This is a genomic window from Pseudophaeobacter sp. EL27, from assembly GCF_900313025.1.
In the GTDB taxonomy this organism is placed as follows: Bacteria; Pseudomonadota; Alphaproteobacteria; order Rhodobacterales; family Rhodobacteraceae; genus Pseudophaeobacter.
In genome coordinates, this window is record NZ_OMPQ01000004.1 from 162,474 (window position 1) to 183,166 (window position 20,693).

At 55.7% G+C, this 20,693-nt stretch carries 15 protein-coding genes, 1 tRNA gene, 6 pseudogenes and 1 other annotated feature; of the genes and pseudogenes, 10 read left to right on the forward strand and 12 right to left on the reverse strand.

What is annotated here, in order from left to right:
* Positions 1–46: 46 nt before the first annotated feature.
* Positions 47–617, reverse strand: a pseudogene (locus ED661_RS02725) (keto-deoxy-phosphogluconate aldolase).
* Between the two features lie 98 nt (positions 618–715).
* On the reverse strand, positions 716–988 hold the full coding sequence (locus tag ED661_RS02730; RefSeq protein WP_371412386.1) for a PfkB family carbohydrate kinase: 273 nt from the start codon (positions 986–988) through the stop codon (positions 716–718).
* A 92-nt stretch (positions 989–1,080) separates the two neighbouring features.
* On the opposite strand from ED661_RS02730, the pseudogene ED661_RS22365 reads away from it, so the two are divergent.
* Positions 1,081–1,293: pseudogene (locus ED661_RS22365) on the forward strand (hypothetical protein); the annotation flags it as partial.
* A gap of 492 nt (positions 1,294–1,785) precedes the next feature.
* On the opposite strand, the gene ED661_RS02735 reads toward ED661_RS22365, so the two are convergent.
* Positions 1,786–2,478 (reverse strand): lysophospholipid acyltransferase family protein, encoded by a 693-nt coding sequence (locus ED661_RS02735; RefSeq protein ID WP_122072422.1) that lies wholly within the window; start codon positions 2,476–2,478, stop codon positions 1,786–1,788.
* Between the two features lie 141 nt (positions 2,479–2,619).
* Here ED661_RS02735 and ED661_RS02740 point away from each other — a divergent pair.
* Positions 2,620–2,695 (forward strand) — tRNA-Trp (locus ED661_RS02740).
* A 277-nt stretch (positions 2,696–2,972) separates the two neighbouring features.
* Positions 2,973–3,086: pseudogene (locus tag ED661_RS22370) on the forward strand (IS3 family transposase); the annotation flags it as partial.
* Here the strand turns inward: ED661_RS22370 and ED661_RS02745 are convergent.
* The 6 genes and pseudogenes from ED661_RS02745 to ED661_RS02770 all read right to left on the reverse strand — a co-directional run.
* A pseudogene (locus tag ED661_RS02745) lies at positions 3,079–3,190 on the reverse strand (IS5/IS1182 family transposase); the annotation flags it as partial. The pseudogenes ED661_RS22370 and ED661_RS02745 overlap by 8 nt on opposite strands.
* A 145-nt stretch (positions 3,191–3,335) precedes the next feature.
* The gene (locus ED661_RS02750; protein ID WP_122072423.1) at positions 3,336–5,756 is read right to left on the reverse strand and encodes an FAD-dependent oxidoreductase; all 2,421 of its coding nucleotides are present in this window, start codon (positions 5,754–5,756) and stop codon (positions 3,336–3,338) included.
* A 197-nt stretch (positions 5,757–5,953) separates the two neighbouring features.
* Complete coding sequence (locus tag ED661_RS02755) at positions 5,954–6,193, reverse strand: hypothetical protein (protein ID WP_122072462.1); 240 nt, start codon at positions 6,191–6,193, stop codon at positions 5,954–5,956.
* Between the two features lie 2 nt (positions 6,194–6,195).
* Positions 6,196–7,647, reverse strand: a complete 1,452-nt coding sequence (locus tag ED661_RS02760; RefSeq protein ID WP_122072424.1) for an aldehyde dehydrogenase family protein — start codon at positions 7,645–7,647, stop codon at positions 6,196–6,198.
* Positions 7,644–8,798, reverse strand: a complete 1,155-nt coding sequence (locus ED661_RS02765; protein WP_122072425.1) for an aromatic ring-hydroxylating dioxygenase subunit alpha — start codon at positions 8,796–8,798, stop codon at positions 7,644–7,646. Before ED661_RS02765 ends, ED661_RS02760 begins: the two co-directional genes overlap by 4 nt.
* Before the next feature lie 96 nt (positions 8,799–8,894).
* Positions 8,895–9,800 carry a LysR substrate-binding domain-containing protein gene (locus tag ED661_RS02770; RefSeq protein ID WP_122072426.1) on the reverse strand — a complete coding sequence of 302 codons (906 nt, stop codon included), beginning with the start codon at positions 9,798–9,800 and terminating at the stop codon, positions 8,895–8,897.
* A 231-nt stretch (positions 9,801–10,031) separates the two neighbouring features.
* Here ED661_RS02770 and ED661_RS02775 point away from each other — a divergent pair, with 231 nt between their 5' ends.
* Together ED661_RS02775 and ED661_RS02780 are read left to right on the forward strand one after the other, a co-directional pair.
* Positions 10,032–10,976 (forward strand): PDR/VanB family oxidoreductase, encoded by a 945-nt coding sequence (locus ED661_RS02775; RefSeq protein ID WP_122072427.1) that lies wholly within the window; start codon positions 10,032–10,034, stop codon positions 10,974–10,976.
* Between the two features lie 213 nt (positions 10,977–11,189).
* Positions 11,190–12,002 (forward strand): response regulator, encoded by an 813-nt coding sequence (locus ED661_RS02780; protein ID WP_122072428.1) that lies wholly within the window; start codon positions 11,190–11,192, stop codon positions 12,000–12,002.
* Here ED661_RS02780 and ED661_RS02785 read toward each other — a convergent pair.
* Positions 11,990–14,698 (reverse strand): ATP-binding protein, encoded by a 2,709-nt coding sequence (locus ED661_RS02785; RefSeq protein ID WP_122072429.1) that lies wholly within the window; start codon positions 14,696–14,698, stop codon positions 11,990–11,992. The two genes, ED661_RS02780 and ED661_RS02785, sit on opposite strands and share 13 nt — an antisense overlap.
* Positions 14,695–15,438 carry an ABC transporter substrate-binding protein gene (locus ED661_RS02790; protein ID WP_122072430.1) on the reverse strand — a complete coding sequence of 248 codons (744 nt, stop codon included), beginning with the start codon at positions 15,436–15,438 and terminating at the stop codon, positions 14,695–14,697. The genes ED661_RS02785 and ED661_RS02790 overlap by 4 nt, the downstream gene beginning before the upstream one ends.
* A 182-nt stretch (positions 15,439–15,620) precedes the next feature.
* Here ED661_RS02790 and ED661_RS02795 point away from each other — a divergent pair, with 182 nt between their 5' ends.
* The 5 genes and pseudogenes from ED661_RS02795 to ED661_RS22145 all read left to right on the forward strand — a co-directional run.
* A complete protein-coding gene (locus ED661_RS02795; protein ID WP_122072431.1) occupies positions 15,621–16,454 on the forward strand; it encodes a transporter substrate-binding domain-containing protein in 834 nt (277 codons plus the stop codon).
* Between the two features lie 29 nt (positions 16,455–16,483).
* Positions 16,484–17,239 carry an amino acid ABC transporter permease gene (locus ED661_RS02800; RefSeq protein ID WP_122072432.1) on the forward strand — a complete coding sequence of 252 codons (756 nt, stop codon included), beginning with the start codon at positions 16,484–16,486 and terminating at the stop codon, positions 17,237–17,239.
* On the forward strand, positions 17,229–18,116 hold the full coding sequence (locus tag ED661_RS02805) for an amino acid ABC transporter permease (protein WP_122072433.1): 888 nt from the start codon (positions 17,229–17,231) through the stop codon (positions 18,114–18,116). Before ED661_RS02800 ends, ED661_RS02805 begins: the two co-directional genes overlap by 11 nt.
* 12 nt (positions 18,117–18,128) lie before the next feature.
* On the forward strand, positions 18,129–18,878 hold the full coding sequence (locus tag ED661_RS02810) for an amino acid ABC transporter ATP-binding protein (RefSeq protein WP_162930014.1): 750 nt from the start codon (positions 18,129–18,131) through the stop codon (positions 18,876–18,878).
* 161 nt (positions 18,879–19,039) lie between these two features.
* Positions 19,040–19,440 (forward strand): annotated as a pseudogene (locus tag ED661_RS22145) (IS3 family transposase); the annotation flags it as partial.
* Between the two features lie 255 nt (positions 19,441–19,695).
* Here the strand turns inward: ED661_RS22145 and ED661_RS02815 are convergent.
* Positions 19,696–20,642, reverse strand: a pseudogene (locus tag ED661_RS02815) (IS3 family transposase); the annotation flags it as partial.
* Positions 20,239–20,355, reverse strand: a sequence feature (AL1L pseudoknot). Its footprint overlaps the pseudogene before it by 117 nt.
* Positions 20,643–20,693: the final 51 nt, after the last annotated feature.

Below are 20,693 nucleotides of genomic sequence, written 5' to 3' on the forward strand. Positions count from 1 at the left end.
GTATCAGGCGCGATAGCCCCGATCAAACACTTCGCCCCCAAGGGCCTCAAACCCAAAGCTGGCGCGCCGCCCCTGCATGCGCTTTGATGGCATCCCAATCATCTGCTTGCACCACAGGTTTGAAGGTGCGACCCAACTGCCTCCAGCGCAGATGACATTGGGTAAGGACAGGTAGTATCTGGATTTTCCGGGTTAATCCCCCTGTTGGGCAGAACGAGCCCCGGGGCAGAGGGGCGCTGATGGTTTTGATTGCGGAGACACCTCCCGAGGTCTCGGCGGGGTCGAATGTCAGCATGTCATAGCCGCGCTCCGGCAGATACATCGCTTGCGCTAGCGGCGCCCAGCAGCAAAGGCAGATCCATGTCTTCGCAGGCCGTCAAAAGATTGTCCGTTGCGCCAGGCGAGACACCACCTGGCACTTGAGCCATTACGCGGATCACGTCCAGAGCAGCAGGGGTGCGCAGGGTGACTTCAAGTTCAGGAAGGCCGCCACGTATCAGCGTCTCTCCCAAAGGGCCGGCATGGGCGACATCATGGCCAACGAGAGCCGGTACAATGGGAGCCAGTTGACAGATTTCCCAACAGTAGCCGGCGGCGTCTGTTGGGGTGATAGGCAACGGTTTGGTCTCCGCATGCACTGGCACCAGCGTCAGCAATGCCTATTGCCGGGTGGCAGGAAAGATCAAGCTTGGCTGTCGAATAGGAAACTGGCCTCTCAAAAAGCTTCAGCAATTGCACCTCGATGCCCGACAACCTGCGATGCCCGCGTATGCCCAGCCTGCATTGCATTGCTCAGGCTGCCGCCAGTTAGGAAAGATGCCAGAAATGCACCGCCAAAACTGTCTCCTGCGGCGGTTGTATCAACAACCTTCAATGCGGGTGAATATTTTACGGATGGGTCTATGCCTGCATTGATTGGCAGCGGCCCACACACTCCGCGTTTCAACGCACCTGTCGGAACCCCATACTGTTCAAACCGTTCGAGCACTGCTCGGGTGTGATGCCGCTGCCCTGACCAGGAGCGACCTTGCCCCTCTTCATCCAGTCATTCAGCGTTTGCGGCGCCTACTCGAGGGCTGACTTCACCATACGGACCGAGGCGCCCAGTATTGTTCAAGCGATACCAGAAACGCCTAACCAAACACAGATTTCTGGTCTCCCCCCCTGCAAGTAAACATGTGCCGCGGCCAGCGAATGAGCGGCAAGGGAAATCGTCATGACATTTCCCTGATCGTGTCCATCTTCAAGTCGCTGAAAGCCGAACTGATTTGGCGCCAGAAACGGGCGACCCGCTGACAAGCGGAAGGAGCAATATTCCAAACATCAATGGGGTCTAAAACCCGTGAAGACGGCATTTATCCCCTAGCTTTCGAGAGACCGGAACTTTTTCATGCCAAGTCCAGTTTTGGTTGATGTGCTTCCGAGAACTGAAGAGAAATCATGTCTCTGACCCCCCCTATGCCAAAGCGTAGTGGGTTTGAGGGTACAGCTGCCCAGTTGGCGGTTGCCAACTGGCGCGCACGACAGCGGAAACGGATCAAACACACAGAATAGTGCTCGCGTGTCATCGCGCTGCGCCACAAAAGACCTGTCCCATAGTGTACATAGGTTGATTACCTTTGACCGCGGCACAGAGGTTGTAGATTAGCAGCACCCTCAGACCCAGCAGGGACGCAAACCTGGTTCTGCGAGCCTTTTTCAGCTTGGTAAAAAGCACCTTTGAAAACACAAACCCTGAGGGTGGGCTTCATACGCAGATCTTTTGAGGGGCCGGAAAGGATGGTTTCATCGATCCATAGTCCGTCCCACGGCCTCATCGGCCTGGCTGGTGATCTCATTCAATGCAGACTGCAGGCTCAAGCGCAGGGCTTCGGCCTCATTCTCATTTGGCTTTTTGGGCACCGGATCGGTCCATTCCTGACAAATCAACACCCCGCGCGAAAAGGGCATGGGTAGCATCTGCTTGTCCCAGGTGGGCATCTTTAGAACCCGCCGCTCGGCAAAGGCGACTGTAAAAACGCGGCAGCCTGTCATCCGCGCCCAGGTGATCGGAACCCCGGAAGAGATGCGTGCAGGGCCGCGGGGACCATCTGCTGCAATACCAATCGAACACCCCTCTCTAGTGCGCCGCAACACTTCTCGGGAGAGAGCCACATGACGTTTGTGACTGGACATCGGTATGGTTTCAAACCCCAGTCGCACCAGAATCTGCCCTGCCAGCCTGCCGGCACGAGCGGCAGAAGTCAGCGCGCAAATACGACCCAAAGACGTGTCAAACAGATAGGGCGCCATGATCAGTCGCTGGTGCCACAGCACAAAAATCACAGGCTCTCCTCGCGAAACGGCAGCATCCATTTCTTCAAACCCAGTGCGTTGCCAGCGTGAGTTGCGATAGGCAAAACTGACATAGGCCGCAAACAGGCCTTCAAAAAATCTATTGAAGCGAGGGTTATCGGCAATTTTTTTTCGTAGGCTCAAAAGCAGGTCCCTTTTTGCCAGTCATAGAATACTCAACCGGCAAGAACCAGTCCACTCGCCAGCTTACGCAAAAACTGGGAGCATTCTGTAGATTTCCCTCTTGCGAGTCAGGCAGAGGTGGCTTAGGAACACCGACACTGCAGGGGTATAGCTCAGTTGGTAGAGCGACGGTCTCCAAAACCGTAGGTCTCGGGTTCGAACCCTGATGCCCCTGCCAGTTTCCTTTTTTTGCTGGTGCCAAAGAAGCATACACGTGCGAATTTAGCATGTGTCATGCGAATTTCTGTCAATGTGTTTCTCCTCATTGGAGAAGAATGCCTCTACTTATGCGGCTCGTAGTTTCTTGAGCAAGATTTTCCGGTTTTGAGAGAACTGGCTTTCCATGGTTGCTGACGTGATAAAGCGTTTGTGAAAACTCTCTGCATCCTTTGGTGCAACACAGACCCGATGGGAGGTGCCTTCGAGGTTTGGTTTGAATGTCGCTGGTGTGTGGTCCGCAAGCGCCAGTCGTTCGAACCATCCTTGAGTTCGCACGCCAACCTGCCGGTCGGTGGATGGAATGGGCCGAGAAGCGCAACCTGCGGCTTGAATACATCCAGCCAGGCAAGCTTGTATCGCCGCATCACTGTAAGCCTGCTGACGCCCCTTCTTACCGGATGGACAACGAACCGCGCTGCTTTAGAGCTCGGTTGTAGTCACGCCAGTTGCTCATAGTCGACCGCTACCACGCTGGATTTACGACATGAATCCTAGATCAGACCCATTTGTGCAACAAAGTCTATGTGGCCCCAAACCAAGCCCCGAAAATCACCGACTTCACGTCCCTTCAGGCTGGCTGCAAAATGGGAAGTTTAGGATCATGCCCGCAGAATACTCCCGTCTGCATCAAAGGGGGGCGCAGGCAGAATCTTCGCCCTGTGCGGCTGCCCCAGAACCATGATTTCCACCTCATCCCCCGGTCCGGCGTCTTTTACAAAGCCAAGGGCCAGCGACATGCCAACCGTGTAGCCATAGGCCCCCGAGGTCACGCGGCCAATCCCTTTGCCATCTTTGAATATAGGCTCTCCTCCGGTGGCATCGGCGTTCGAGGCCGTCACAGAAGCCTCGTCTAGCTGCAGCAACACCAGCTGTTCGCGTGCGGGTTTTGCCATCACCTCCAATGCGGCCTGTTTGTTGAGGAAATCCTTCTGCGTCTTGCACAACCGGTCCAGGCCAACCTCTTGTGGGTAATATTCAGGCGAATACTCCCGCGACCAGGATCCATAGCCCTTTTCAACCCGCAGAGACATTAGTGCTCTGGATCCAACGGGTCCGGCACCAACCTCTTTTCCCGCCTCCAACAAAGCCGCATAGAGCTGCGCCTGATCCTCGGTTTTGCAATGCAATTCCCAGCCCAGATCGCCGGTGAAAGAGACCCGAAGCGCCAGAACCTCAACTCCGCCAAGCTCAATCATCGCCGAACGCATAAAGGGAAAATCCGCAGTCGCAAGCGAGGCATTGGTCATGCGCTGCAACATCTCGCGCGATTTGGGGCCCGCGACGTTGAAGCCGCACATAGCCTCGGTTTGGCTTTCCCAAGTGGTGCCTGCTGGCAATGGCACCTGTTTGAAGAACCGCTTGTGATAGCGTTCCGCCAGGCCCGAGCCTATGACCCAGAATTCATCCTCCGCCACGCGGGTCACGGTGAAATCCCCGGCAATTCCGCCGCGTTTGGAAATCAGCGGCGTCAGGCAGGAACGCCCCACAGTTTTGGGCATGTTATTGGCAAAGACAGCATTCAGCCAATCGGCGGCACCGGGGCCCTTGCAGCGGTATTTGGCAAAGTTTGAAATGTCGATAATGCCGGCCCGATCGCGCAGCATCCGACATTCCTTGCCGACTGGCTCCCACCAGTTTTGGCGAATGAAACCATTGGTGTCTGTGGCGCCCGGTGTGTCCGCGTACCAAAGCGGGTGTTCCCAACCGGCATTCAGCCCAAAAACTGCGCCCATATCGCGCTGTATCTCATAGATGGGCCGGACCCGCGCCGGCCGGCCAGCACTACGCTCTTCGTTGGGGAAGTGGATGGCAAAGCGATGCGCATATTGATCCTGCACCCGCGCCTTGGTGAACTCTTTGGTGGCCCAACCGTCAAAGCGTGCCATGTCCCAGGCAAACATATCGTATTGCGTCTCACCCTCAATGATCCATTGCGCCGCCATCAGCCCCATCCCGCCGGATTGCGAAAAGCCTGGGATAATGCCGTTGCAGCAGAAATAACCGTCCATTTCAGGCACCGGCCCCATCAGCACATTCGCGTCAGGCGACCAGATCATCGGTCCGTTGATCACCCGCTTGATGCCGGCTTCGCCAACGGCGGGAACTCGCTCGATTGCGTTCATCATGTTTTCTTCGATCCGCTCCAAATCATCAGGGAACAGGTCATGGGCAAAATCCAATGGCGTGCCTTCTTCCGCCCAGAACTTCATGTTCTTCTCATAGGCGCCAACCAGTAGCCCCTGCCCCTCTTGCCGTAGGTAGTATTCTCCGTCCCGATCCGAAACAGAGGGCAAACGGCGATCGGCGCCTTCAACATCTGCCATGGTTTCGGTGACAAAATACTGATGCTCGGTTGGCTGCAACGGCAACTCGATTCCGGCCAGTTTTGCCACCTCACGGCCCCAAAGCCCGGCGGCATTCACTACCCAGGGAGTTTGGATATCCCCTTTGGGTGTGCGGACAATCCAGGTGCCGTCATCCTGCTGGTCTGTCGCCGTGACCGGCGTAAAACGATGAATGTCCGCCCCCCGTTGGCGCGCTCCCACTGCATAGGCATTTGTCACGCCTGAGGGGTCAACATTGCCGCCATCAGGTTCATACATAACACAGCGAATGCCGTCATAGTTGACCATCGGGTTCAAGCGTTGCGCCTCTTCGATGCTGATCTCGTAGAAATTCATGCCATAGAGCTTGGCCTTGGCCGCCTGAAGCCGCAGCTGATGCTCCCGCTCTTCTGTCTGTGCCAAATACAGTGATCCTGGCTGGAACACGCCGCAGCTTTGTCCGGTCTCGTCTTCCAGCTCATTGTAGAGCGTCATTGTGTAATGCTGAATGCGCGAGATATTGGTACTGTCATGCAGCCCATGAATATTGGCCGCGGCATGCCAGGTCGAGCCCGAGGTCAGCTCATCGCGTTCCAGCAGGATCACATCGGACCAGCCAAGTTTTGTCAGATGATACAGGATCGAACAGCCAATCACCCCTCCGCCGATGACAACGGCCTGTGCTTCTGTACGCATGTCTTGGTTCCTCTTAGGTCTTTGATCCATCTTTGGAAAAGCAAAAGATCACTGTTTTCCGCATGTTTTGGGTGAAACAGAGGCCCAAAGCGGGCCGCTGGTCAATGGTTCATCAGATCGCCGTTACAGAACTTAATCTGAGGCTGCCGCAACAGGCCCGGTCTGTTTTATTCGCGCCGGAAACTGTCGTAATCAGGTCAAAACTCAAGCAATTTGGCCCGCCCTTGATCCGCCAGACGTTTGTTCAGGTCGCGCGTCTCCGGGGCTCCGGCTTCCAGCGCAAAGACAAAGGCATGGGTCAGGTAGAAACAGGCGGCATCCACATCCTGTCGGTCTTCAGAGCGGTCCCCGGCCAAGGTATAGAGCCGGATCAGCTCACTGGCGTCATTCGCCGCATGGGCCGCCAAAAGAGCGGTATCGAGGTCCTCTGGTTCCATCATCAGCCCTTTAGTGAGATCGCGATGTTCTTGGTTTGAACGTAATTATACAGGGCTTCCAGACCCTTTTCGCGACCAAAACCGGATTTCCCGACACCACCAAATGGGGTGGAAATGCCGCCCGCGAACCACTCATTCACAAAGACTTGCCCTGCCCGCAGCTTTCGGGCGGAGCGATGGGCGCGGGCCAGATCACGCGTGAAGACTCCTGCAACCAGGCCAAATTCAGTGCCATTGGCTATCGCGATTGCCTCAGCCTCTGTGTCAAAGGGGGTTATGCAGGTGACAGGGCCAAAGATCTCCTCCTGTGCAACCCGGCTGGCGGGATCGACATCCGCCAGAATTGTCGGCGCCATAAAGTAGCCCCGGCGATCCAATCGCGTACCACCGGCAGCGACGCGTGCGCCGGTTTGTCGTGCCATCGAAGTGATCTCTTCAATCCGCGACAATTGCTGCTTAGAGATGACAGGCGTGTGGTCCGGGTTTTTCAAGCCGTGATCAATGCTCAGCCCATTGGAGAGTTCGGCGGCGCGTTCAACCACTTGATCATAGATCGAGCGATGCACCAAAACCCGTGCCATGGCGGAACAGACCTGACCAGCATTGTAGAAAATGCCGCTTTGCAAACTGGCGATAAACCCGTCCAAGTTGGCATCTTCAAAAACAATTGCCGCTGACTTCCCTCCCAGTTCCATCAGAGAGGGCGTCACTGTTTCGGCGGCTGCATGCAGGATTGCCTGACCAGTCGGCACCGAGCCGGTAAAGACGATCTGGTCGATCTCTGAACTGGCGACCAGACGCACGCCAAGATCAGATCCGATGCCATTCAGGATCGACACCGCGCCATTGGGAACTTCGGCGCGTTCCAGGGCAAGACCCAGCATCGCCAGGCCGATGGGGTCGAGTTCCGGCGATTTGATTATGGTCGAATTGCCCGCAGCGATCGAAGGCGCCAGCGAGCGCGCCGCGATGGAAACAGGGAAGTTCCACGGAACAATCTGCGCCGAAACCCCAAAGGGTTCATAGACCGTGTAGTCTGCATAATCCGGGCCGAGCGGGATCGATTTACCTTCGATCTTATCCGCGACACCGCCGTAGTATTCAAAATACTGCGCCGCTTCTTCGAACTCATCCTGAGCCGCCTCAAGCGTCTTGCCGCTTTCACGGCACAGCAGTTCGGCTCCTTCCGCGGCGAGATCGCGAATTTCAACCGCGACTCGGGCCATCAACCGCCCACGAGCAGAGGGCTGCATGTCAGCAAGATCGCCACGGTCAAATGAGGCCCGCGCAGCACTCAACGCTTTGTTCAGCGTCTCTTCGCCCGCTTGGGCGCAATCGGCGAGATGTTCCTCAGAACCGGGATCCTCGACAGCTATTGTCGCGCCGCCGTCACCTTCGACCCAGGTGCCGGCCAGAAAATTTCTGGCCAGCCCATCTTTTAGAAAACCGTTCATGCGGTGCGGCCCTTTGCGACCTGCGAGGCGACCCAGTGGTGGAAATTATGTGTTGGCCCATCCATTGCAGGGGAGAAACGGCCACCGTCAAACAGCTCACCATGGCGCCCCTTTTGCATGCCCTCTACAACAAACACGTCTTCTTCGAATACAGTTTTCCAAAGCTGCGCATTTGAGGCGCGCAGCCCATCATATTCCGGCGTCTCTTTCTCGCTTTTGGCGTAGTAGAGCTCGATATGCTCTACCGTGTTGCTGCAATCCACCGGCTCCAGCACGATGGCGAAGCTGTGGTCACGCTGCACGCCTAAGAGAACATTCGGGTAGACTGCAACATACTCCGCGCCTTCGTCCCATTGCGTGCTCAGTCCAGAAAAGTCAGGGAATTTTGCACCGTCCTGGTCCTCCAATTGCCGATAAACCAGTGTTCCTTGCCCAGAATACTGATCGCGCTCCTCGATATTGTAGTGATCTTCAAGACGTGAGTAGCTGTTCAGGCCGGGGTGAACCCAGGGCAGGTGGTAGCTTTCGCAGTAATTCTCTACCGCGAGTTTCCAGTTGGTTTTCACCGACAATTTAAACGAAGAGGCTTCACCGCCATGATGCTGAGGCTGTTCGAACTCTTTCCAACGCTCCATAAGCGCGCCATTTGCGGTTTCAAACTCTTCAGCCGTGCCGTCCACATTCACAAAAACCACATCGCGCCAGATATATGAGCGTATACGGAACAAGCCGAGCTCGTCCATTTTGACGTCATCATGCGTGTTCTGGCCGGGGCCACCAACATGAGGTGTCGTGCGCAATGCGCCGTTCAAACCATAGCACCAGCTGTGATAGGGGCAGCGGATCGCGCCGCGGATTTTTTGAGGTTTATCCACCAGGATCATGCCACGATGCCGACAGGTATTCTGAAACACGCCCACGCTACCATCGCGATCACGCACCATCAAAAGCGGCATGCCCAGAAACTCGACGGGTTTGGCATCCCCGGCCTCAGGAATGTCCTTGCCAAAACCGACACCAGCCCAGTTGGCAAAAAGAACAGAGCGCCGCTCTTCTGCAAAAATGGCCGGATCAATATAGTGTTCGTTGGGCAGACCATTGGCGGTGTTCACCTCGGTCAATACGGATGACAGTGGGCTATGAGTGTTCATGTGTCTCCCCTTCAAATGCAGTTGCGCTTGCATCACATCTGGCGGAGAGACCCGGGGCCCTCAATATCGGAAAAGTTCACCCATGGTTTAACCTATCTAAACCGAACCTCCGGGTACTTCGCTAAGCAACCAAGACTTGAGAGTTTCTGCGCTGGTTGAGGATGTGTCACTGGAGTATTCAACAAGGTGAAATTCATGCGGTGCTGGCAAACTGTGTTGTCCGATCACCGCCAGTTTCCCGGTTTTCAGCATTGGTTCAACAAGCCTGCGCCAGCCAAGCGCCAGTCCTGCCCCTTTGCGGGCGAGCTGCAAAGCCACCGAATAGCTGGTGACCCGTGACCCGACAGAAAGCTCTCCGTCAAAACCGAGTTGTTGGAACCATTCCGACCAGGTCGTCCAATTGCGGGCGTCACTGTCCAAGTGAATGAGCCGTTCCTGCGCAAGATCCTCGAGAGAAATATTGGCATAGGTCTGTGCCAGGTCCGGGGGGCCCACGGCAACAAGCTCATCGCGGTAAAGCGGACGATGGTGCAACGGCGAGTTACGATCTCGGCCATAGCGAATGACAAAATCAACGTCAGCGCGTGCGTTAAAAGGGAAATCCTGTGTGATTTGATGGATGTTTACATCTGGGTGTTCCCGCCAAAACCGAATGATAGCAGGCGAAAGCCACAGGGCGGCTACCGCGGTTGTTGACCCTACGGTGATTTTTTCCGCGGCTCCGTTTTCGCGAATGATCTCAAGCCGTTTTGAGATGCGCCCAAAAGACGAGGCCAGGGTTTCAAACAGGGCATGCCCATTTGCGGTCAGTTCAACGCCTCGGTGGCGCCGCTCAAATAATGCCGAGCCAAGCTCGCCTTCCAGGGCTTTGATCTGATGGCTCACTGCCCCTGGCGTCACGGACAATTCCTGCGCAGCCGTCTTGAAGCTCAGATGCCTTGCGGCGGCCTCGAAGGCAGACAGGGTCGTCAATGGAGGTAGATTGTAGTGGCGTCTGGACATGGGGCCTCCCAGAGGTTGGCATCGACAGGTGAGTATAGCTAACTTTTATATGAGTATTTTTGCTGTTGAACACCAGCAACCTTTGCGACGATTTTCTGACGCACCCTGAGGTCAAAATTGGGGTGGAAAACCCAGAGAAATGACATCCTTCCCTGCCAGGAGCCTCAACATCTGAACGTTTTGGCGCTTTTGACCTCAGATTGAGGTATCGGCAAACAAAGAGGAATTCAAATGGACACCCAGACTGCACGGCTTATCAAAAAGACCAAACTAAGCCCTGACACCATGGATTTTTGCTTTGAACTACGTGAGGGCCGTTTTTCCGGCCTGGAACCCGGGGCACATGTGGATGTACGGCTAAGTGACGATCTTGTGCGGCAGTACTCTATCTGGAGCTGGACCCAGGATGGGCGCCAGATCAATATTGCAGTCAAATGTGAGGCAGAGGGTCGTGGCGGATCACTGGCCATGCATCAGCTGGAAGAAGGAGCGTCGGTGGAAATTGGCAGTCCCCGCAACCACTTCCAACTGGAAAGCAATGATCGCTATGTCACCTTAGTGGCCGGTGGCATTGGCGCGACACCGCTTGTCGCCATGGCGCGGCAACTGCTGAACACCGGACAGCGCTTTCAGGTCTATTATCTGGTTCGATCTAAAGAATACGCCGCGATGGATGCCAAGTTCCGCGCCCTTGGGCTGGATGAATGGTATCACCTGCACTGCGATGACACCGATGGTCAGATAGACCTGAGTTCAGCAATGCAGGCAATTCCCGCGGGCAGCGATCTATATGTTTGTGGGCCAGAGCCTATGTTGAACGCTGTCCTGGAAGCCGGCAGCGCTATGCGCGGTGGCACAATTCACTTCGAACGTTTTGCTGCTGCATCGGAAGTGGACCAGGCTCCGACACGCGGGTTCGACATCGAGTTGAACTCTTCCGGCCAAGTGTTCCACGTTTCAAAGGAAGATAATGTTCTCAACGTGTTGCGCGCCAATGACATCGCAATCGATTTCGGCTGTTCCGAAGGGCTGTGTGGGTCCTGCATTGTTGATGTCGTTGAAGGCGAAGTGGATCATCGCGACGGCATCCTGACCCCAGAGGAACAAGCGCTCAACAAATATATGTGTGCCTGTGTGTCACGCGCAGCGGGGAACAAGCTAATTTTGGATCTCTAGAGGAAGCCGGAAAGATACGGCGGGCGGGCGGTACGACGCGTGAGCGATCCAACATGAGCATCGGCGACATGACACCCGCAAGGAAACTGAAAATGGCCATACGAATTCTACGGCTGTGCCCCATAAAAAATTGGGGGTTTCTGTGTGAAGCATGCAAGCTCGAGACAAGCTACCACTTGCGAATAGCTATGCTTTCCCGTTTGATCCAATTTCATGAAATATCTGAAACGCAATCTCCCCCCCCTGACCGCTTTGTTGGCCTTTGAGGCTGCTGGGCGCCTAGGCACATTCACTGCCGCTGCCGAGGAGCTAAATGTTTCGCGCGAGGCGGTAAGCCGACAAATCCGCGCCATGGAGAGCCACCTGGGCGTTATCCTGTTCAAGCGGGATGCCAATCGGGCGCTTTTAGGACCTCTTGGGGAAAGGTTCTATGCAACTGTATCTCCAAACCTGCAGGCCATCGCCGTGGCTGCCCGGGAGTTGGCTGGGGATGCTCCAACAGAGGTTTTGCCACAGTCGCCGACACCAGAGGTGCACGAAGACGATTCCTTGCCGACGCTTCTGATAGTGGATGATACGCCAACGAATATTCACCACCTCTTTGGTCTGCTCAGTGATAACTACCGGGTGATTGCCCAAACATCTGGTGCTGAGGCCCTCTCGTATCTTTCTGGTGAGCCGGTGGATTTGATCCTGCTGGATATTCGCATGCCTGATTTGGACGGGTATCAGGTTTGCGAACGGATCAAAGCAACCGCAAGCCTGGCTGATATTCCCATCATTTTTGTCACAAGCCTGGATGATCCAACGGATGAAACCCGCGGATTGGAGCTAGGGGCCTGCGATTTCATCACCCGGCCCATCGTTCCTGTGGTTTTGCGGGCGCGTATTCGCAGCCACATCGAGTTGCGTCAGGCTAGGATAGCCCTGGAAAACCTTTTGGTCCGCCGTGCCGATAGGCTGCAAAAGGCAGAAGATATGTTGGCTCGGTTGGTGGTCGAAATTGGCCAGTTTCAATCCTCTTGAAGATAGGTCAATAGGCGGGCAAAGGCTGTTTCCGCGGTGATAAAGTCCAGACCTTCTAAGGCCTGACTGAGATCTTTGAATGCGGCAGCGCCCTGAGGGGTCAAGTTCAGCGTTTCCAATCCACGAATGGCCTCCAGGGCGGACATATCGTGTTTGGAGATCAATTGCCCAATCTGCTCCAGGGATAGATGCGGGTTTGCTGCTTTCTCGTCCACCAGCGGCAGCGCTTTGGTTATCAGTGGCTGTAGCCTTTCAATTGCTGAGATTACGGCCACGACATCTGGTTTCACCTCTCCCACACCGCGCACTGTTTCCGCCAGATCCATCGCGCCCATGGTAGCCGCAGCGCCCCTGATGACATGCAGAAGTTCATGCAAAGAGGCGGGGTCCGGGCTGCTCTCCAAGATCTGCAGTGACTGGTGCCAAACCGCCAAATCGACATGAAATCGACTGAGATTGCGCCCATAAAGAGCCCTATCCCCTCCCGCATGCAACACCCCGCGATCTGCATCAAAAACGCGGTCCTGAGAGGTGTTGTCAGACCGTGATACCTCTTTTTCCAACACGAGGCGTAGCTGAGCAGGGTTAACTGGTTTGGACAGAAAATCGGCGAAACCTGCCGTGATGCATCGCAGGTTCTCCTCAGGCGTAGCGTTGGCAGAGGCAGCAATAACCGGAGCGAGGGACGCGCCAAAATCCACCTGAAGCACCTCGAAGGCGCGATGCCCATCCATGTGCGGCATGTGCAGATCCATCAAAATCACATCCGGCATGGCTTGGGCCACCTGATCCAATGCCTCCAATCCGTTGCAAGCCGTTCGCACATTGGCCCCCAAGGCTTCGATCAGCCCGACAAAAACGGACAGGTTGATCCGGTTGTCCTCGACGATGAGCACGTCCCTTGAGGCGAGGGGCAGGCCTTCGGGGGGAGAGATTTCGCCGGCCTCCTGCAGGCCATCCAGAGCCTCCTTGAATTCCCGTTTGGTGATGGGAAGCTCTATATGTTCACACAGGCCGGTGCCGTTTTCGCTTTGTGAAAAGGTGACATGGCGACTGCTAACTTGGATATGAAATGTCGGACATTCCGCCTCTGGGTTGAGGCCAAGTCGGTATGAGATTTGTCTGATTTGCTGTACGGGACCGCTGGAGCCCGTAATGCAAAGCCCTGTTTCCGTTGGGGGTATGGCAGCACCCCGTCGGGTCGGCGGGGTGATACTCAAGCGAAAGCACGAGCCTTGGCCAAGAGTGCTCTCCACATCAAGCTTTGCCCCCAGTGCCTCGGCTAGCCGCTGAGCGATCGGCAGGCCAAGCCCGGTACCGCCAAACTGCCGCGTGGTTGAACTGTCGGCCTGACCAAAGGGTTTGAAGACCTCCGCCAATTGATCGGGCGCAATGCCGATGCCAGTATCGCGGACCCTGAACACCAGCGTTTCTTCAACATGATGGACCGAAAGACAGATCTCACCACTCTCAGTAAATTTGACCGCATTGGAGGCCAGGTTCATCAAGATCTGTCGCAGTCGCAGCGGGTCCGTGCGGATGTCTTGCGGGAGACCCTGCTGATAGTCCCATGTCAATTGCACAGGTCTATCTCCCAACAAAGCGCGAGTTTGGGTCAGCACATCGTCCAGCAGGTCGTCGAGATCAAACCAGACCTGTTCGGGGCTCAACCGGCCTGCTTCGATCTTGGACAAATCTAGAATGCTGTCGATATTTTCCGAAAGCTGCGCCGCAGCAGCCTGCATATCCGTCAGGTGACGCAGAGATTTGCGGCTTTGGCCCATTTCCAGCAGAATCCCAGAAAGACCGACGATGGCATTTAAGGGGGTGCGCAACTCATGGCTCATATTGGCAAGAAAGACCGATTTTGCGCGTGAAGCCTTTACGGCTTCGTTGCGGGCCTCCAGGAGTTCTGTGGTGCGTTCATCCACCAATTCCAGCAAATTATCGCGACTGGCTTCCAACTCGGTTACGGTTCGGCGAAAGGCACGGGCAAGCCGGGAGATTTCATCCTGACGTGCGCTGTCGAACATCCGTTGATCACGGCCTTTGAGCTGGAAGGAATGACCATCACGCACCCTGAGCGCTGCCGCTTGCAGTCGCGCCAATGGTCGGATGACAACCAGTTGAATCATCAAAAAGATAACCCCGGTCACCAAAAGTGTCTGCAGAATACTCGAGCCAAGTACGACATAGCTGCGCGCCACCATGTCCTGTTGGACGGCGCGATAGGAAAAATCGACGATCAGTTGGCCAATCTCTTGTCCATCACGCGGGTTGGACAACACATAAGAGCGGCTCTCAAATTCGATGCCGCGTTTGAACAAAACTGCCAGCCAGGACTGGATTTCGACTTCCGGTTTCCGCGCGGATAGATCAACCAGCCCACTGCTGTTTCGAAGTGCGTCACTAAGCAGAGGATCTTCCACACGCAGGCCTTGGATTACCGGAACCTCGAACAATCCGTTCATAATGGAACGCGCATCGGGCACGTCCACTTCCCAATAGGCGCTTTCGAGCTGCGGCAGTGTGGCGCGAATGATGCGTTCGGCGTTCAGCCGGGCTGTGTCGATGCGTTGCCCATGCTCCAGAAGCAGCAAAACCAGCCCCAGGATCAGTCCTGACAAAACCCCAAGAATGGCTGCAGCAAGCGCAATCTTGCGGGTGATACCGATGACTTTGAAGGGCAGTCTCATCGGGCAAGATGGCTGCGCAGGATACTGTCCATCCGACCCGAGGCCTGCATGAGATCCAGCTCTTTTTGCAAGCGTTCCGCCATCTCTTTGCCGCGAGGGGTGCGGGGAAAGCCAACGTAGCGCGAATACTCTGAAAGGGGGGTTGGTAGAAATCGTAGCTTTTCCAGCGCGTTAAGCTCGCTGGCGACATAGAGTAGGGTTGCGTAACCGCCGACGACAAGATCCGAGCGCCCCAACAGAAGCTTACGAATATTGGTGAAATCATCCAGCGATTCCTCACGCAGCAGGTCGGGGTGATTGTCGAAGGCTTCTTCATAGATAAACCCGGCAACAACACCCACCACCAGGCCCTCAAGGTCTTCCAGTTCTGTTATGTCCTGTATCGGGCTGTCTGACGTGGTGACAAATACGGTGCGGGTGCGACGTAGAGGACCAACCATATGCCAATTGGCAAACCGCTCTGGCGAGGGGGCCAGTTGAAAGATCACGTCCAGCTCGCCGGATTCAAAAGCGAGCAAAACGCGTTTCCAGGGCATCGGGCGATGCTCCAATTCAACGCCGATGCGGGCGGCCGCTTCGTTCATGATCTGCACGTCAATGCCTGCGTATTCATCACCGACTGAATAGTTGAATGGAGCAAACCCCTCCATCGAACCTGCAACCCAGGTTTCCGCACAGAGCGGCATGGTCAAAAGGCCAAGCGCCCCAAAACTCGTGACGATCCGTCTCAACCAGTCCATTGCGTGGCCTATCCCCGTTTTCTAGTTCCAGGCAATCTATCCGCAGCTGACTGCACAAGACAAGAAAATCGCCAAATTCGGAGGCGGTCAAAAAGTTACGCTGGCAGAGGAATTTTTTGGTCACTCACAGGGTGAAATTTTGCCTGCTAATTGGTCTTCAGGATATTCCGAGGGAGGAAAACATGAAGACATTACTCGCAACCGCTGCCGCAACCAGCATCGCCCTGGCACCAGTGGCCAGCAGCGCCGCCGAATGCAGCAACGACAGCTGGACCCGCATTCAAGAGCGCGGCAAAATTGTGGTTGGCGTCAAGGCTGACTATAAGCCCTGGGGTTTCCGCGACACCGACGGATCCATCATTGGCATGGAAATAGACATGGCTAGGGATGTGGCCGAAACCATGGGTGTCGAACTGGAGTTGATGCCTGTTGTGGCCTCAAACCGGATGCAGTTTCTGGAACAAGGTCAGATCGACCTGATGATCGCCACCATGACCGACCGGGCAGATCGCCGCGAGATCGTCGGCATCGTCGGGCCCAACTATTATACCTCCGGCACCAATATCCTGGCCCCCAAGTCGCTGGGTTTCACCGCCTGGGATGATCTGCGCGACAAGCCGGTCTGTGGCGTGCAGGGCGCATTCTACAACCAAATCATCGAAGACAAATACGGCGCCCAGATCGTTGCCTTTGGCGGCTCAGCTGAGGCCCGCCAGGCCCTTCGTGACAAAAAATGTGTCGCCTTTGTCTATGATGATTCCTCTATCGGTTCCGCCATCGCCTCAGGCGAATGGGCAGAGTTTGAAATGCCTTTGGCCTCAGAAGACGACAGCCCCTGGGGCCTAGCGGTTCCAAAAGCGGAAGAAGCCTGTGTCTTTGGTCGCTTCATGGCCGGTATGCAATATGCCTGGCACCAGGACGGCAGCCTGATCGAGTGGGAAGCCAAATGGGGCATCAAGCCAACGGCCTATCTGCAGGGCCTGAACGACAAGCTGTCTGATCACATCACTGAATAACCAACAACAATAAGGGGGAAGATGCGGCCATGACCGGATTTGAAGCATTCTTTCTGCAATTGGCCGAGGACTTCCCCCGTTGGAATTTCATCTGGCTCTATGATGAGAAACAGGCCGGACGCGTTTTGTCCGGCCTGTGGATGACAATAAAGCTGAGCCTGGCCTGCGTGATCCTGTCCCTGATCATCGGCATTATCGGCTCCTGGCTTCAGGGCGCGCGGAACCGGTTTCTGCGCGCCACAGTGCAGGGCTATATCCAGTTCTTCCGCAACACGCCGCCGCTGGTGCAGCTGCTGTTTTTCTACTTTGCCCTGGGGCAGTTCACCCCGGTCGTGACCGGACCGGATGGCTGGACCGAAGTCCCGATCATCTCAAATGCAGGCTGGGCGATCATTTCCCTGTCGTTCTTTGCGGGCGCCTTCAACGTCGAAATCTTCCGGGCAGGCATCGAAGCGGTGCCGCATTCCACCCGCGAAGCAGCCGAGGCGCTGGGGATGAGCCGCACCCAGACCTATACCAATGTGGTGTTTCCCCTGGCACTGCGGGTTTCGATCCCGGCGCTGAACAACAACCTGGTCAATCTGGTCAAAACCACGACCCAGGCCTTTGCCATCGCGGTTCCCGAACTTCTGTATGAAAGCGTGTCGATTTGGAACGATTTTCCCTCGGCCCAGAACCCAACGATGTTGCTGCTTTTTGTGGTCTATATCGCGCTGGTCGGGGTGCTGGTCTTTGGCATGAACTCCTGGGAACGCAACATGAGGATCCCTGGCTATGGGCAGTAACTCCATCCCCGGCGTCAGCTCTGCGCCCCGCAGTGACTTGGCTGTCCTGAAACCCTTCACTCCGGCGGGTCATGCCTATGATGAGATGTTCCTGCTGCGCTGGCTGGCCTCCGTTCCGCCACAGGTGATTGTCCTTCTGCTGTTGATCTGGCCCGCAGCTGCCTTTGCCCAGTCCGGTGTCTATGGCATGCCTGATGCCTTTGCGGCGCTCTGGCGTTGGATCCCCTTTCTGACCCTGCAGGGCTTTGTCTTCAACGTGGTGATTTCGATCTTTGCCATGTTGATCGGCACCCTGGCTGGGGCTGCGCTGGGGCTTGGGCAGATCTCCAACCGGATCTGGCTGCGACGTTTGGCCTGGGGCATCACGCAGTTGTTTCGCAATGCGCCCTGGCTGGTGATCCTGTTCATCGTATTGTTGGCCTTCCCGTTTGAGATCAATGTCTTTGGTTTCATCATCCCAGTACCTGCCTGGATGAAAGCGGTCATCGGCCTGTCCTTACCAATCATGGCCAATATTTCCGAGATCGTGCGCGGTGCGGTGATGTCTGTGCCCTCGGCGCAATGGGAAGCTGCTGAATCGCTATCTTTCAGCCGCACCCAGACTCTGTGGCAGATCATCCTTCCACAGTGTTTCAAGCGGATGATCCCGCCTTGGATGAACTGGTACGCGATCCTGACCATGGCCACACCGCTCTGTTCCCTGTTGGGCGTCGGAGAAATCATCACCTTCTCGCGGCAGGCCATGGAGGCTGAGAACAATCGGCCGGAACTGCTGGTGCCCTTCTTTGGCTACGCTTTGGCGCTGTTCTTTGCCTATTGCTACCCGATTGCCCGCTTCACCATCGCGCTGGAAAAGCGCTTTGCCGTCAAACTCTGAAAGGTCTGGATCATGACAAACTGGACACCCGAACAACCGATCATTTCGATCCACAACGTGCGCAAATCCTTTGGAGTTGTCGAAGTGCTCAAGGGCGTGAGCATGGATATCATGAAGGGCGAGGTGATTTGTATCATCGGGCCCTCAGGGTCAGGGAAATCGACCCTGATCCGCTGTATCAATGCGCTGAACGATATCCAGGGCGGATCCATCACCGTCGAAGGTCAAGAGGTGCATGACGACGATCTCGACCGGCTGGAGCTGCGCAAAAAGGTTGGCATGGTGTTCCAGCAGTACAATCTGTTTCCGCATAAATCAGCCCTGGAAAACGTCATGATGGCGCCGATCAAGGTGCTCAATGAGGATCGCGCCGAAGTCGAGACCCGCGCCCGCGCCCTGCTCAAGAAAGTGCGCCTGGAGGGCAAAGAAGACAACTACCCGGGCGAGCTGTCCGGGGGCCAACAGCAGCGTGTTGCTATTGCGCGCAGCCTGGCAATGCGCCCGGATGTCATGCTGTTTGACGAGGTAACCGCCGCTCTGGATCCTGAAACGGTCAAAGAGGTCCTGGTGACGATCAAAGATCTGGCGGCAGAGGGCATGACCTGCATCCTGGTCACACATGAGATGGGCTTTGCCCGCGAAGTGGCCGACCATATCTATTTCACCGACAAGGGAGTGATTGTCGAACACGGATCTCCATCGGAATTCTTTGACCACGCCAGTGATCCACGAACCCAAGAGTTCCTGAGTCAGATTCTTTAGCACAGTAGGATTGCTTAGCTTCGGGTTCCCGAAAGAATCTGCAGTTCAGTTCCCAATACATCCGGTTTACCTGATATCTCGAACGACGGCTTTGGACCTGTTGCGATTTGCTGCCGCGCCTTTGATAGCATTTACTGCAGCAATCGAGATAAACAAAGGGACTGAAACGGACGGGCGAATTCCGCAAGACGCGGTAAGGGTCGCGTTGACCAGTGGGCAGAGGCGTTTGCAGGTGGCTGACGATCTAGGTGTCGGCATGTCGACGCTGAACAAATGGATCACGGCACACCCACTGCCCTGCAGTGCATGGTTACATGCACGAAAGGGCAGGAGCACCGATCTGCGTTTTCCACTGGTCGTATGTGCCGGATCAAGGATGCCCGCCCAGGTGGTTTGCCTGCGTTCCCTACTCGGCCTGCAAGCCGTCGGCAGCGATCTGACATGGTGACGCTGGCGCATATCAAGGAACAATCACGTCTCTGTCCGGGCTCTCATGGCCGTCCCAGGATGACGAGGAACCCAAAGAGATCGGCCTGAATGCGGGCATCGCCGTGTTGGCCGCCCCCTCGCGGTGAGGTGCCCCAAGTTTCCTAGACGCCTGCCTTTTCCAGTTTGAGCTGTCTTTCTTCGAAGTCAACGGGTGACAGCATGCCGTTGTTCGTGTGCTTGCGTTTCGGGTTGTAGAATAGCTCTGTGTCCTCAAAGATGTCCGCCGCGCATCTTCGCGGGTTTTGTATTTCCGTCGCCTGACCTTCTCCCGCTTCAAGAGCTGAAAGACGGGCGGTTCCAAACCGGCGTCAGTGAGGCGTTCAGTTTATTTGATCGACACATTTTGGCTGCCGCGATCCGAATGATGGATGAGTTTCTCAGCTGGCCTGCGCGCATGGATCGCCTGTTCGAGCGCATCCAGAACAAATTGCGGGTCCTGTGTTGTTGATGCCTTCCAACCGACGATCCGGTTGGCAAAGGTATCAATGACGAACGCGACATAGACGAACCCACGCCAGGTCGAGACGAACATGAAGGCTGACACCCAAAGCTCGTTTGGCATTGAAGCCCTGAACTCACGATTGACCTTGTCCAGCGGGCATTGATCCGCAGGCTGACCACAGGTCGTCTTGATCTTCTTGCCGCGCCTGGCGCCTTGAATGCCGAGTTGCCGCATCAAACGCTCAACCATGCAACGAGCGATATCAATCTTCTCGCGTTTCATTGCATGCCACAGCTTTCTTGCGCCGTAGACAGATCGGTTTTTCGTCCAGACGTTCTTCATCTCCTTGCGCAGATACGCATCGCGCTTAGCACGCTCAGAAGCCCGGTCAGGATTACGTTCAATGGCCAAGCGTTCATAGAAAGTCGAAGGGGCGATTTGCAGAACGTGGCAGATCGGCTCGACCCCATGCTCCCCTCGAAAGTCTTTGATGAAGGCAATCATTTGCGAAATGGGCGGTCGAGTTCCGCCTGTGCAAAATAAGCAGACGCCTTTTTTAGGATCTCATTGGCCTGACGCAACTGCCGGTTCTCGCGCTCAAGTTCCTTGATGCGATCTCACTCAGCCGTTGTCGCGCCATCGCGTTTGCCGGTATCCGTCTCATCCTGCTTGACCCAGATGCGCAAGCTGTCCCTGCTGCACCCAACCTTCTCAGAGATCGAAAATATTGCCGCCGATCTGCTCGCGTATTCTCTCTCGTGATCCAATACCATCCGCACCGATCGAGCGCGCAGTTTCTCTGGGTAGCGTGTTCCGTTCTTCGTCTTTCCCATGACCCAGTATCCTTACTTCTGGGTCTCCGGAAAACAAGGGGCGGTTCACCC